The sequence below is a fragment of the Achromobacter sp. UBA2119 genome (assembly GCF_002331005.1).
Taxonomy (GTDB): Bacteria; Pseudomonadota; Gammaproteobacteria; order Burkholderiales; family Burkholderiaceae_B; genus Achromobacter; species Achromobacter animicus.
Map to the genome: position 1 here is coordinate 23,353 of NZ_DCYD01000003.1, position 13,641 is coordinate 36,993.

General features: G+C 67.5%; 10 protein-coding genes and 1 pseudogene. 2 read left to right on the top strand and 9 right to left on the bottom strand.

The genetic code is table 11. The features are described 5' to 3' along the window. The 7 genes and pseudogenes from B3098_RS01920 to B3098_RS01950 form a co-directional block, all read right to left on the bottom strand. Positions 1–1,526: pseudogene (locus B3098_RS01920) on the bottom strand (hypothetical protein); the annotation flags it as partial. Positions 1,527–1,798: 272 nt separating this feature from the next. Continuing rightward, positions 1,799–4,267 (bottom strand): TonB-dependent siderophore receptor, encoded by a 2,469-nt coding sequence (locus B3098_RS01925; protein WP_414631254.1) that lies wholly within the window; start codon positions 4,265–4,267, stop codon positions 1,799–1,801. Positions 4,268–4,407: 140 nt separating this feature from the next. Further along, positions 4,408–5,400 (bottom strand): FecR family protein, encoded by a 993-nt coding sequence (locus B3098_RS01930; protein ID WP_286890410.1) that lies wholly within the window; start codon positions 5,398–5,400, stop codon positions 4,408–4,410. Further along, positions 5,397–5,978: a sigma-70 family RNA polymerase sigma factor gene (locus B3098_RS01935; RefSeq protein ID WP_279974546.1), complete on the bottom strand. Its 582-nt coding sequence runs from the start codon at positions 5,976–5,978 to the stop codon at positions 5,397–5,399. The genes B3098_RS01930 and B3098_RS01935 overlap by 4 nt, the downstream gene beginning before the upstream one ends. A gap of 149 nt (positions 5,979–6,127) precedes the next feature. Next, a complete protein-coding gene (locus tag B3098_RS01940; RefSeq protein WP_286890413.1) occupies positions 6,128–6,904 on the bottom strand; it encodes an SDR family oxidoreductase in 777 nt (258 codons plus the stop codon). Positions 6,905–6,966: 62 nt separating this feature from the next. Then, entirely contained in the window at positions 6,967–7,881 is a 915-nt protein-coding gene (locus B3098_RS01945; RefSeq protein ID WP_056559337.1) for a 3-keto-5-aminohexanoate cleavage protein, read from the bottom strand. 10 nt (positions 7,882–7,891) lie between these two features. Next, complete coding sequence (locus B3098_RS01950) at positions 7,892–9,109, bottom strand: ABC transporter substrate-binding protein (protein WP_286890701.1); 1,218 nt, start codon at positions 9,107–9,109, stop codon at positions 7,892–7,894. A gap of 147 nt (positions 9,110–9,256) precedes the next feature. Between B3098_RS01950 and B3098_RS01955 the strand changes: the two genes are divergently transcribed. Continuing rightward, positions 9,257–10,060 (top strand): Crp/Fnr family transcriptional regulator, encoded by an 804-nt coding sequence (locus tag B3098_RS01955; RefSeq protein ID WP_286890415.1) that lies wholly within the window; start codon positions 9,257–9,259, stop codon positions 10,058–10,060. Positions 10,061–10,073: 13 nt separating this feature from the next. Here the strand turns inward: B3098_RS01955 and B3098_RS01960 are convergent, their stop codons facing one another. Both B3098_RS01960 and B3098_RS01965 read right to left on the bottom strand, forming a co-directional pair. Beyond that, the gene (locus B3098_RS01960; RefSeq protein WP_286890416.1) at positions 10,074–11,483 is read right to left on the bottom strand and encodes an amidase family protein; all 1,410 of its coding nucleotides are present in this window, start codon (positions 11,481–11,483) and stop codon (positions 10,074–10,076) included. An 83-nt stretch (positions 11,484–11,566) separates the two neighbouring features. After that, positions 11,567–12,544: a Bug family tripartite tricarboxylate transporter substrate binding protein gene (locus tag B3098_RS01965; protein ID WP_286890418.1), complete on the bottom strand. Its 978-nt coding sequence runs from the start codon at positions 12,542–12,544 to the stop codon at positions 11,567–11,569. Positions 12,545–12,687: 143 nt separating this feature from the next. On the opposite strand from B3098_RS01965, the gene B3098_RS01970 reads away from it, so the two are divergent. Then, entirely contained in the window at positions 12,688–13,587 is a 900-nt protein-coding gene (locus B3098_RS01970) for a LysR substrate-binding domain-containing protein (protein WP_286890419.1), read from the top strand. Positions 13,588–13,641 lie beyond the last annotated feature (54 nt).

Sequence of the window (13,641 nt, forward strand, 5' to 3'; positions counted from 1 at the left end):
CGCCCGCCGGCGCCGCCCACGCCCGCGTTTGCCCCCTGGAAATCGACCAGCCCGCTGCTCTGATGCAGGCCGCCACCTGTCCCGCCACTGCTGCGCACCACGACGCCATGCGATTGCAGCCCGGCTGTGGACACATTGGCGCTGCCGTTCAGCGTGACCTGCGCGGTGCCGCCATTGCCGCCATTGCCACCGTTGCTGCCCCCGACGCCGAGACCGCCATTGCCGCCCTGGCTGATCACGCTGACGCCCGGCAAATAATTGCCGATGGTCGACAGAGACGAGCCGTCGTTCAGCACGGCCGTCGTCAGCCCGGTGCTCGTGCCACCCACCCCGCCGATTTCGTTGCCGGTCTCGTACACGGTGTTTGGGCCGCTGCCGCCATCGCCTCCCAGTCCGACCACCACAATGCCGCCGGACAACGACGAGAGCGAGGTCGGCGCCTGCACGGAATTGCTGGACACCGATATCTGCCCGAAGTTGACCGCGCCAACGGTGCCGAATCCGCCGCCCGCCCCGCCCTTGTCCGAGCCATCGTTGGAGGCGAAGCCGGCATTGCCCTGGCTGAGGGCGTACAGGCCACGCACGCCGCCGGTCAGCAGATTGCTGGTTGCGCCGCCCGGCGTCTCGACCTGGACCTGCACCTTCCCCAAGTTCGCGATCTGCGTGACGCCACCGGGATTGGCGCCCCCGCCCGTGCCGCCCCACCCGTTGTCGTCGCCTCCCGCGCCGCCGATCGATTCCGCGCCGATGCCCCACGCATAGCGGCCCGCATTGGCGGCGGACACCGTGACGGTGCCGTAGTTGGCGATGTTGATGACGTCGCTGTTGCCGCCGTTGCCGCCGACCTGGTCGCTGCCGGCGGCGCTCATCTGATTGCCGCCGGCGCCGCCGATGCTGGCCCCGTAGATGCCCACGCCGCCGTATGGCAGGTTCTGCACCGTCACCTGCCCATGGTTGAAGATGCTGACCGCTGACCCGTTGCCGCCGGCACCGCCGTCTCCGCCGCCGAAGACCGTGTCCGGTGGCGTACCGCCCGTGCCGCCAACCGACGCGCCGTAGATGCCGATCTGCGCGCTGGCGTCGTCCCAAATGCCAGGTGTGGTGTTTTGCGCGCTTTCCACCGGGGAGCCATCGGACTCGACCGATGCATTGTTGGTCAGCGTGATCAGACCACCCCACCCTCCAAGCGTGCCTGTGTTGTCACCGTCGGGCGAGCCGGCGCCACCCGTCAGCCGCACGAATAGCGCCGCCTGCTGGGGGTTGGGGCCGAGGTAGCCATTGTTGACCACGATGTAGCTGCCGCCATAGCCGCCGTTGTTGCTGCCGGCGCCCGGCGCCGCCGTGTAATCGATGGTCAGGTTGCCGCCGTCCGATGCGTCGACGGTGCAGGTCGTGGGCGATGTCGAGGAGGTGGGCGCAGGGCAATTGACGTCGGCCCAAACCGGCTGCGTCAGCAACAGGCCGGCCTGGCCCAGCAGGATCGCGACACCCGTGCGCGCGGGCGGTTTAGTGATCGGCTTCCTCATCTCTCATCCTTGGCAGGCGGCGCCGGCGCCGCAACGAAGACGTGTCGATTTTTATCTCGACGCGGATGAGAGACCGCTACTTTTTCGACGAAACGTCGTTTCAGGTCGGCAGAACGAACGAAAGTCCTTATGACGAGAACAAATGTTTCAGTTATCTGCCGCAGTTCAGTAAGCAAATATTGGCGTTGGGGACCGTCTGCCCGCCGGCAACGGCCGCGCGTCCGCGCAGCCGTTGTCGCGTACAAAGTTTGAGGCTGACTGGCCCGCCCGCGTTAGAACTCCGTGCTCACGGACAACAGCACCGTCAGCGGCGCGCCGACCGTCAGACCTTCGCGCGCCGCGGACTGCCAGTAGTTCTTGTTCAGCACGTTCTCGACCATCGCACGGATGACCACGGGCTTGCCGTTGGCGTTGAAGGCATAGCGCGCGCCCACGTCGAAGCGCGTCCAGCCCGGAATCTCCTGCGTGTTGGCGACGTCGACGATCTGCGAGCTGGTGCGCAGCATCCGCGCGGTCAGCGTCAGGCCCGGCACGAATGGCGTGTCCCATTCGGCTGCCGCGTTCAATTGCAGACGCGGCACGGCCGGCGCGCGATTGCCGTCATTGACGCCGCCCTCGGTACGCGTCAGGCGCGCATCGGTATAGGCCACGCCGCCCAGAAGGCGCACGCCATGCGTCGGCTCGCCCTGCACCAGGAATTCCAGCCCGCGGTTGCGCTGCTTGCCATTGGACACGTAGCGCAGGCTGGCAGGATCCAGATAACTGCTGGGACGCTCGATCTGGAACGCGCTGAGCGTCGTTTCAAACTGGCCGAAATCGTACTTGGCGCCCAGTTCGAACTGCTTGGAGATTTCAGGCGCGAACACTTCGCCCGCGTTGACGGCGCCTTCGGGCGCCGTCCCGCCCTGGCTCAGGCCCTCGATGTAATTGCCATACAGCGCCAGCCGCTCCGTGGGTTTGACGGTCAATGCAAACGCCGGCGTGACGGCGGACTCGTTGTAGTTCGACGTCTGGCGACCGCTCATCGCGTCGAAGTTGGTCGACTCCACGCGCTGGTGCCGCACGCCCGCGATGAATTGCACGCGATCGTCGGCCATCGAAATCGTGTCGGCCAGCGCAATGCTGACCAGCCGGGAATCGCTGGCCCGCGGCAGATCCGACGGCCGCGCGATGTTGGGCTTGGGCAGGTCCGCGGGGTTGTAGATGTTGGAGAACACCGTGCTGGACCGGATCCGCGCCGCCGAATAGTCGATGTCCAGCACGCTGGCGCTCAGCGCCGGCTCATGCTTGAGCGGGCCGGTCTGCAGGCGCCCCCGCACGCCGATTTCGCCCGTCTTGCTCAGCAGCGACTCGTTCAGGCGGGCCGGCACCGCGCCGATATCACCCGCTTCGTTCAGCATCAGCCAGCTGGTCTGCATGCTTTCAAAGTCGTGCTTGCGCGCGCCCACTGCGCCGTAGACGGTCCAGTCCGGCGACAGGTCGTACTCGGCGCGCAGCGCGCCCGACCATTCCTTGGTCTTCCAATAGGTCCACGACGGAAAGAAATTGCGGCGCGCGTCCGGCGCCCGGCCGATGTCCACGCCCGACGGCGGCGGAAACAGCAGGCCGCTGCGCGCATCGGTGGTGCGGTTCTGATAGTTGATGTCGCCTTCCACGCGCAGGCGCTCGCCCTGGTAGTCCAGGCCCAGCGCCACGGCGCCCAGGTCTTCCTTCGCGCCGTCCATCGGCAGATCGCCGCTGCTGCCGGCCACGTTCAGGCGCACGCCCCACTCCTGGCTCTCGCCATAGCGGCGCGACAGGTCGGCGTGCGCGCCGAACTGGCTGTCGCCGATGTACGACACGGTAAAGCGGTTCAGCGGATCGGCGCCCGCGCGCTTGGGCACGAGGTTGATTGAGCCGCCCACGGAACCGTAGGGCGCCATCCCGTTCAGCAAGGCATTGGGACCGCGCAGCACTTCGACGCGCTCCACCCCGATCAGCGAACTGGAATTGCGCGGCGACACGCCGTACAGGCCGTTGAACGACACGTCGTAATTGAACAGCGTGAACCCGCGGATGTTGAACTCATCGCGCCCCGCACCGCGCGAGTACGTATTGCGCACGGTCGGGTCATTGACCAGCACGTCGCCGATGTTCTGCGCCTGCTGGTCCTCGATCAGCTTGGCGGTGTACTGCGTCGCGCTGAACGGCGTGCTCATGTCGTCGCGGTCGCCCAGCAGACCCAGACGTCCGCCGCGCGCCACCTGGCCGCCGGGGTAAACCGGCGGCAAGCCGCTCGCCAGCCCGGAGGCCGTCACCGTCACGGGTTCCAGCGTGGTGGTCTGGCCGGCGGGCAATACGCTCAGCCGGTACTCGTTCGGCGCCTCGCGCGTGGCGCGCAATCCCGTTCCGGCCAGGGCCTGCTCCAGCGCCTGATGGGGGGTGTAGCGGCCGCGCACGCCATTGCTCTGGCGGTCGGCCACCAGCGACGGCTGCGCGGCCAGCAGGATGCCGGACGCGTTCGCCAGCCGCGTCAGCACCTGGTTCAGCGGCGCGGGGGCAATGGCGAAGGTCATCAGGTCCGCCACGCCCGTCGTCGCGGGCGCGGCCTGCGCGTGGGCCGTCGGCCCCCAGACGGCGGAAACGGCCATCGCCAGGGCCAGCGGCAGCCCCCAGGACGGGATGCGCCCGCGACGGGCGGCCAAGGCGCGTGCGCGGTTCACCGGAAAGGCCGCGGCGGCGGGAGAAGAACGATGGGACATGACGGGACCTGTGCTCTCGTGCGTAAGTTCTGGAAGGGAGAGCGGCGCGCCAGCCATGCGGGTTGCAGGGCGCGAGCGGCTCTTACTGTCCTTATTCGAACGAGCGGGCGAAACCCGGAACCGTTTTGCGGATATTTTTTTCAGGCGCGCGCTTCGAGGCTGATCCACCAGGGCATCGTGCGGCGCACCCGCACCGGCAATACCGAGGCCAACATGTCCAGCGCGCGGTCGGTCTCGCGGATGGGATAGCTGCCGAAGACGTGCAGCCGCGCGATCTCCGGCGCCACGGCCAGGTGGCCGAAGTGATATCGGCGCAATTCGGCCACTACGTCCGCCAGCGGCGTGTTGTCGGCCACCAGCACGCCGCGCGTCCAGGCCTCGCGCGCCGGGTCCACCGGCAGGAAGCCGTCCAACGTGTCCGCCGTGAACCGCGCCTGTCGCCCCGCCGGCACGATGCCGCTGGCGCGGCTGGCGGCCGTGTCGACCCGGACGGCCCCTTCGTGCACGGCCACCACCACGCCGTCGTCCTCCCCACGCACGGTGAAACGCGTACCCAGCGCCTGCAGCCGGCCCTGCGCGGTGTCGACCACAAAGGGACGGATCGGGTCCGCGGCGGTCTGGATCAGCAGCTCACCGGCGACAAGCTGCAGGCGGCGCAACGTGGCGCCATAGTCGACATCGAACGCGCTCAGGGCCTTCAGCCAGACCTGGGTGCCATCGGCCAGCGCAACGTGGCGCGTTTCGCCCAGCCCCGCGCGATGGTCCGCGCCCCAGGTCGAAGCCGCCAGGGGCAAGGGCGTCTGCCGCCACGCCGTCCACCCCAGGCTGGCGATGCCCAGGGCCCCCGCCATCCCCAGCAGCAGTTGCCGGCGAGCGCGCGGCCGGGCCGACGCGGCCTGCCCGAACGCCGTCACGGCGGCGTCCCGGTCAGGACTGGATTGCAGCGGGGAAAAGCGGCGGCCGATGCGTTCGACGTAGCCCCAGGCCTCGCGGTGTTCCGCCGCGCGGTCGATCCATTGCTGCCATTGCTGGCGCTCGGCGGCCGACGCATCGCCGGATCGCAGCAACGCATACCACGCGGCGGCCTGCTCCATCGCGCGATGAGAGGGCTCGCGCGCCTGCGCGGCGCTCATGAGGCGGCCGCCTGCAATGCCGCGGGCATCTGCGGCAGGCCGGCCGGCTCGTCCGCATGTCCTGCCGCCAGGCGCGCCTCAAGCTGCATGCAGCACAGCATGGCCTGGGCGACGTACTTGCGGACCATGCGCGACGACACGCCCAGCACGTCCGCCACTTCCTGGTCGGTCATCTCGCACGCCACCGCCATGACGAAGGCGTGGGCGGTCTTGGGCGGCAAACCGCGCAGCATCGCGTCGATCTCGCCCAGGGCCTGCAGCACCATGGCCTGATCCTCGGCCGAGGACACCGTAGGCTCGGGCTGCGCCGCCAGGGCGTCCAGCCAGGCTTGCTCCAGATCGCGGCGGCGCCACAGGTCGATGCACATGCCGTTGGCCATCCGGCGCAGATAGGTCCGGGCATGGCGGGCGTTGTCGAACTTGCACGGGCGCGTCAAGAGGCGCACGAACGCGTCGTGCGCCAGGTCGGCGGCGTCCGCCGCGTTGCCCAGGCGCCAGTTCACCCAGGCCAGCAGCCAGCCGTGGTGATTGCCGTATAGGCTCTCGAAGTCCTGGGATGCCCCTTCCGATCCGCTCACGATCCCGCCCGCACGCGATACCGCTCACATTGCTTATTAATGCGAACGGTTATCAATTAACAAAGCGCAGATTATGGACCGGGGTGGCGAGGTTTGGCAACGGGTCCGAAGGAGGAATCGGGGCTCATGGCGCACGGCCGGTGGCGGCGTCAGCCCAGATACTCCACGTTCCCGCACACCGAAATGCTCTGCCCGCTGATCATCGCCCCTTGCTCGGAGCACAGGAACACCACCTGATTCGCCACGTCTTCCGGGCGCGTCATGCGGCGCAGCGACACCTTTTCCACGAGCTGCTCGCGCATCGCATCGTTGCTGACCCCGCCGGCCTCGGCGCGGGCGGCGATGATGCGCTCGACCCGTTCGCCCGACACCACGCCCGGCAGCACCGAATTGACGCGGATGTTCGACGGCCCCAACTCCATCGCCCAGGTCTGGGTCAGCCCGGCCAGCCCGAACTTGCTGGCGCTGTAAGGCGAACGCAAAGAAAAGCCCAGGCGCCCCGCCACGGACGAGATATTGACGATGGCGCCACCGCCCGCGGCCCGCAGCAGAGGCACCGCGCTGCGCGCACACAGGAACGTGCCTGTCAGGTTGACGTCCAGCGTGTTGCGCCAGGCATCCAGCGTGGTGTCCTCGAGCCGGCTGGTCGGCCCGGACACGCCCGCATTGTTGACCAGCACATCCAATGCGCCCCACCGCGCGCCCAGGGCCTCGAACATCTCCAGCACCTGCGTCTCATCAGACACGTCAGTCCGGCTGACGCTCAACGCGGGCAGGCTTTCTTGCGCCGCCTTGAGCGCTTCTTCGTCCACGTCGCAGATATGCACGTCGGCGCCCTCATTCACAAACCTGCGCGCGATCGCCAGTCCGATGCCCTGCGCGCCCGCCGTGACCAGCACGCGGGCGCCTTGCAATGATTCGGTCATGTCCTTTCCCGATGATGAGAAGTGGCGGCGCGGCTCCAGAGCCGCGCCGCCCGACGGTTAAGTCAAAGCGCGAACTCGGGGCGGATGCCGCTTTTCAGCGGCAGACCCATGATCTCGCGCGCCTCGGCGGGCGTGGCCGGCTCCATGTCCATTTCGCGGATGATACGCACGATGCGCTCGGTCAACTGCACATTGGTGGCCAGTTCGCCATGCCGGTAATACAGGTTGTCCTCCAGCCCGACCCGCGCGTGGCCGCCCAGCAGCAGCGCGCTGATGTTGGCTTCCAGCTGCGACGGCCCGATGCCGCTGACGCAGAAGACGCTGTTCTTGGGCAGCAGGTCCACCATCATCTGCAAATGCCGTGGTGAAAACGGCATGGCGTTCTGGAAGTTGCGATGCACGTTCATGACCAGGTTGATGAAGTGCGGGCCTTCGTCCAGGTCCTCGTTGATCAGCGTCGTCACGTCCTGCAGGATGTGCGTCGGACTGAACACCTCCCACTCGGGCTTGATGCCGCGCGCCTTCATGCCGGCGGCCAGCTCGCGCCCCTTGCTGAGGGGCGTGTTCATCAGGTATTCGCGGTCGCCGAACGCCAGATTCAGCGTGGTGGCGTCCAGCGTGCACATCTCCGCGCCCGCGTCCATGCCCTTCAGACGCTCCTCCCACAGAATCTCCCACGTGCCGGGCGAGGTCTCGGCGACCATGTCGCCATGCACCCCACCGCCCGTGGAGTTGTTCAGCACGATGTCGCAGCGCTCGCGAATCAGCTGGTTCATCTTCCGGTAGACGGCGGCGTCGCACGTCGCCAGATCATCCGCACGCCGCGCATGCAGCGCCACCACGCTGGCGCCCGCGTTATAGCAGCGGTAGACATCCTCCGCGATCTCCGCGGGCTGCGTCGGCAGGTGCGGATTCTGGCTTTTCAGGGCCATGCCCCCGGTTGGGGCAATGGTCACGATGACTTTGCGTTTGGCCATGCGAGTTCTCCTAGGATTTCCACAGCGCGCAGCGGCTTTCGGACTGCTTCGTAAAGGCCTCGTTGCCGTCGATGGCCTGCACCACCGTGAAGTAATCCCACGGCTCCTTCGACTGGTCCGGGCTCTTGACCTGCAGCAGGTACATGTCATGCACGACGCGGCCATCGGGACGCACCACGCCGTCCTTGATGTACATGTCGTTCAGCTTGTTCTCGCGCAAGTAAGCCAGCACCTTGTCGGCGTCGTCCGTGCCGGTTGCCTTGACCGCGCGCAGATACTGCAATGCCGCCGAATAATCGGCCGCCTGCAGCGACGACGGCATGGCCTGCCGGCGGTCGAAGAACTTGCGGCTCCACGCGCGCGTCTCGTCCGACGCATTCCAGTACCAGCTGTCGGTCAGGTACATGCCCTGCGCGGCCGGCAGGCCCATGGCGTGGATGTCGTTGATGAACATGATCATGCCCGCCAGCTTCATCGACTTGGTGATGCCGAACTCGTTGGCCGCCTTGATTGAATTGGTCGCGTCCGCACCCGCATTGGCCAGCGCCAGAATCTCGGCCTTGCTGCTTTGCGCCTGCAACAGGAATGACGAGAAATCGCTGGCGGACAGCGGATGCTTCACGCTGCCCACGACCTTGCCGCCGCCGGACTCAACCACCTTGGTGGTGTCGGCCTGCAGCGCATGCCCGAAAGCGTAGTCGGCCGTCAGGAAGTACCAGCTCTTGCCGCCCGCCTTGACCACCGCCGCGCCCGTGCCGCGCGCCTGCGCCACGGTGTCGTAGGCATAGTTCAGCGTGTAGGGCGTGCATTGCTCGTTGGTCAGCGCGGGCGCGCCGGCGCCGACAACGATGATCGGCTTTTTCTTGTCCGCCGCCACCTTCGACATGGCCAGCGCCGTGCTTGAATTGGTGCCGCCGATCAGCATGTCCAGGCCGCGCTGGTCAAACCATTCGCGCGCCTTGGCCGACGCCACGTCAGCCTTGTTCTGGTGGTCCGCGGTCAAAAGCTCGATCTTCTTGCCGTTGATCTGGCCGCCCATTTCCTCGATCGCCATCTTGATGGCTTCGGCGCCGCCAGGACCATCCGGCCCCGAGTAGACGCCGGACATGTCGGTGATGAACCCGATGCGGATCACGTCGTCGGACACTTGCGCCTGTGCGGCCGTGGCGGGCAGCAGCGTGGCGGAAATGGCGCCGGCAATGGCGGTGGCGGACAGCAGGCGTGGCATTGACAACATACCGGTCTCCTCTTATGGTTTTTGGCCCGTGGGCGTCAAACATTCTGCGGTCCGGCTGCCCCTGCGGACAGTCATCACGTTGACAAAGAACCCTAGGGTTTACCTGGGCCGCATACCACCTCCAGACAGGGAATGAACATGCGTGAACCGCCTGCCCTGGCGGGCAACGACGCGTCCGCCGTGAATCGCAGGCCGGCGCGCAGTGCCGTGGACAAGATGCTCGACGTGGTGCCCTGGTACAAGGGTCTGCCCGAACTCGAGCGCGATGTGGTGCGCGCCGAACTGCGGACGGTGTCGCTGGCGACGGGCGAATACCTGTTTCGCGCGGGGTCCCGCTCGCCTGGCTGGTATGGCGTGGTCGAGGGCCTGGTGAAGTGGTCGTCCCCTGGCACCGATGGCCGCACGTTGTCGCTGGCCGGATTCAGCACGGGAAGCTGGTTCGGCGAAGCCACCATGATCCGCCGCGAACGCTTCGAATACGAAGTCGTCGCCCTGCGCCCCAGCCGCATCGTGATCCTGCCGCGCGACACCTGTGAACGCCTCTGGAACAACAACATCGAATTCACCAAGGCGTTGATGACGCATCTGGCGCAGCGGGTGAACTGGCTGATGGGCTGCTACACAGGCAACGTGCTGCTCGACGTCGACACCACGGTGGCGCGCGCCGTTGCGGCGCAACTTGATGCCGAGGTGCATTCCGGGACGAAGGGGCGGTTGCGGATCTCGCAGGAAGAGATCGCGGGCCTATGCGGCGTCTCGCGCCAGCGCTGCAACACCGCGCTGACCCGGCTGGCGCGCGAAGGCGTGCTGGAAACGCACTACGGCGGGTTGACGGTGCTGGACAAGGAAGCGTTGTACCGGTGCGCTCAGATAGACCGGGTCACGAAAGACCGGGTCGAGAAAGACCGGGGCAACGAAGACCTGCCAGCCCCCACCCGATGACGACCAGTCAGGTCTAAACCCGCAGCCGTTCCAGCACCGACCAACCGGCCCGCGCCTCGATGGCTTCGCCGGCCGCCAGGCACAGATCTTCGCGGAACCGCCCCGCCACCAGTTGCACGCCAACCGGCACGCCGTCCGCCAACCCCACCGGCACCGACAGCCCCGGCAGTCCAAGAATCGCCGTTGAAATCAACGGGCTCTGCGCCCGAAGGATGTCCGCCATCACGTCCGCGCCCTGCTGATCCCGATCCACCGGAAATGGCAGCGCGAAAGACACGGGCATCAACAGGACCGGATAGCGCTCAAAGAAGCGGCCCCACTCGCGCAGGATCGTCGTGCGCATCGCCATCGCCTGAATGAAGCCGTCCTTGTCCCGGCGGGGCGTGTGCGCAAGCATGCTTTGGTACGCGTTCTGGATGGCGCGGTCGCCGGCGCGTTCGATCTCGCGCTGCATGGAACCGGCGGCTTCGTTCATCAGCACGTCCAGCCACAGCGCGGCCGCGGCGTCGAACTGCGGCGGCTCGGCAACCTCGACCAGGTAACCCGCGTCCTGCAGCCAGCCGGCGGCGCGCTGCAGTGCGTCGGTCACTGCAGCGTCGGCCTTGTGCTGCGCCGTGCCCGCAAACAGCGCGACACGACGGCTGCCGTTTAAATCAGGAAATTCCAGTGGCGCCGGCACCCACCAGGGATCGCGCGCGTCGCCGCCCGACATCGCCGCCAGCCCCAAGCGCAGATCCGCCACGGTACGCGCCAACGGCCCTTGCGTGGCCGCCATCTGAGAGGCTACCGGGCGCTCGGCGCGCTGGGTCGCGTTATACGCGGGCACCCTGCCCTGCGAGGGCCGCAGCCCGGCAACGCCGCACGCATACGCGGGATAGCGGATGGAGCCGCCCTGGTCGCTGCCATGCGCAAGCGGCCCGACGCCCAGCGCGGCCGCCACCGCCGCCCCGCCGCTGGAGCCGCCCGGCGTTCGCGCCACATCGAATGGATTGACGGTGCGGCCGTGCAGATCGTTGTCGCTGAACCAGCGCCAGGAAAACGCCGGGACGTTCGTGCGTCCGATGACGATCGCCCCCGCGCGAAGCCAGTTGTCGACCGCCGGATTGTTTTCCTGCGCGATGAGGTCCCGGTAGGCCGTCACGCCGTTGGTCGTGGCCGTGCCCGCCAGATCCGCGTTGGCCTTGATCGTGACCGGCACGCCATGCAGCGCGCCCAACTCCTGCTTGCCGTGCACCGCCGCGTCGGCCGCATCCGCGGCGCGCAGCGCCTGCTCGGCATAGGTTTCCGTCAGCGGGTTGAAGGCTGCATTGACGACTTGGGCGCGGTCCAGGCAGCTTTGCACCGCCTCCCGGCTGGATACTTCACCATTGCGGATGGCGCGGGCCAGGTCGAGCGCGTTCCAGCGCCAGAGTGCGTTAGTCATGTTGTCTCCCTATTCTGAAATACCGGATGTGCAGGAACCGCTGCGCGGCACGCGTTCTGCCCGCCCCATCCTGCGACGCGCGCTCAATCGGCGGACGCGCCGGATTGCTTCACCATCGCCGCCCAGCGCGGAATCTCGGCGGCGATCAGGCTGGCGAGCTGCTCGGGCGTGGACGGCGTGGCGTCGACGGACAGGGTTTCGTTCTGCTTCTGCACCGCCGGGTCCAGCAGCGCCTTGGCGACTGCGGCATTCAGCTTATCGATCACCGGCTTGGGCACACCCGCCGGCGTGACGATGCCGCCCCACGACACCACCTCGAACCCCTTCAAGCCCGACTCGTCGAGCGTCGGCACGTCCGGCAGCACGGGCACGCGTTTCAGACTGGTGGCGCCCAGCACCTTGACCTGCCCCGACCGAATGAAGGGCAGAACGCCGGCGACGTTGTCGATCATCACGTCAAGCTGCCCGCCCGCCAGATCCACAACCGCCTGCTGGCCGCTCTTGTACGGCACGTGCAACATGGTGGTGCCGGTCTCGCTCTTGAGCATTTCGCCCGCCAGGTGGGCGCTGGAACCGACCCCCAGCGATCCCACGCTGACCTTGCCGGGATTCTTTTTGGCATACGCGGCCAGCTCCTGCACGTTGTTGGCCGGCAGGCCATTGCGCGCGATCAGCACCAGCGCGTTGCTGATGGCCAGGCTGACGGGCGCCAGGCTGCGCTGCGGGTCGTAGGGCAGCTTGGCGTACATGCTCTTGTTGATCGCCAGCGTGACGATGTTGCCGAAGCCGATGGTGTAGCCGTCGGGCGGCGCCGACGCCAGGGCCTGCGTGCCGACGATGCCGCCCGCCCCGCCCCGGTTTTCCGCGATGACCGGCTGCCCCAGTTCGCGGCCCAGCGCGTCGGCAATCGGGCGCAGCACCACGTCGGGACCGGAGCCCGCGGCATACGGGACGATGAGCTTGATCGGCCGTTCCGGCCAATCGGCGCGGGCGGCGCCGGCAGCGGTGGCGGCCACAAGGACAAGAAACAAGGAAACGGCACGGCGGGCAAAGATCGGCATGGCATTCTCCTGAAGCGCTTTTCGGGCCAGGCCTCTCGGTCTTGCCGGGCCTGATCGACGATCAGCTTAGGGATGGTCCGCGCTGCCTGTAAGGCTATATTTTTGTTAAGGTGACCACCCCAGGTTGTCAGCCGGAAACCGTCATGAAGGACCACCAATTGCGGGCGTGGCTGAAGGTCGCTGAACTGCGCAGCATCCGCGCCGCCGCCCGCAGCCTGCACCTGAGTCAGGCCGCCGTGACCAAGGCCATCAAGGAACTCGAAGCCGAACTGGACGCGCCGCTCCTGACGCGCAGCCCCAAGGGCATCGCCGTCACCGAATGCGGCGAACACCTGACGGTGCGGGCCCGCCTGGCGCAGGCGCAGCTCGCACTGGCGCGCCAGGACATCCGCCAATTGCTCAGCGGTGCGCAAGCGCGAGTGGCGGTCGGCGTGACGCCCATGGTCATGCTCAGCGTGCTGCCCGACGTGCTGGCCGAATTCCGGGCCAGCATGCCGGCCGCAAAGGTCAAGGTCTCGGAAGGCCTGCTGGCCTCGGTGCAGCCGGCCCTGCGCAACGGCGCGCTGGATTTTGCGCTGGCCTCGCGCATGAACGACGGCGCTGGCGGCCAGGAATTTGAATTCGAAGAACTGCGCCCGCTGGAATTCATGATTGCCTGCCGCAAGGGCCATCCGCTGGCGCGCGCGCGGCGTTGGGAAGACATCCGCGGCAGCGAATGGCTGCTCAACGTCTCGGGTGGCAGCCATACCGAAGCCTTCCTGCGCGGCCTGCGCGCGCACGGCCTGCCCGAGCCCGCGCGCGTCATCGAATGCGACACCTTCGGCGTCATGTGGAGCCTCATGACCCGCAGCGACGCGCTCATTATCTGCCCGTCCGGCATGCTCGACATCAAACCCTATGGCGACGAGGCTCGGCGCATCCGCGCGGACGTGCCGATGCCGGTCGCCAGCATCGGCATCATGACGCTGCAGGGCACGCCGCTATCGCTGGCGGCCGCCACCATGGCGGATATGTTCCGGCGGCGCGTGGCGGCAATGGCGTAAGGCGGATGGCCGGTATGCCATGAGGCGCATCGCCGCGACGCGTGGAGGTGCATC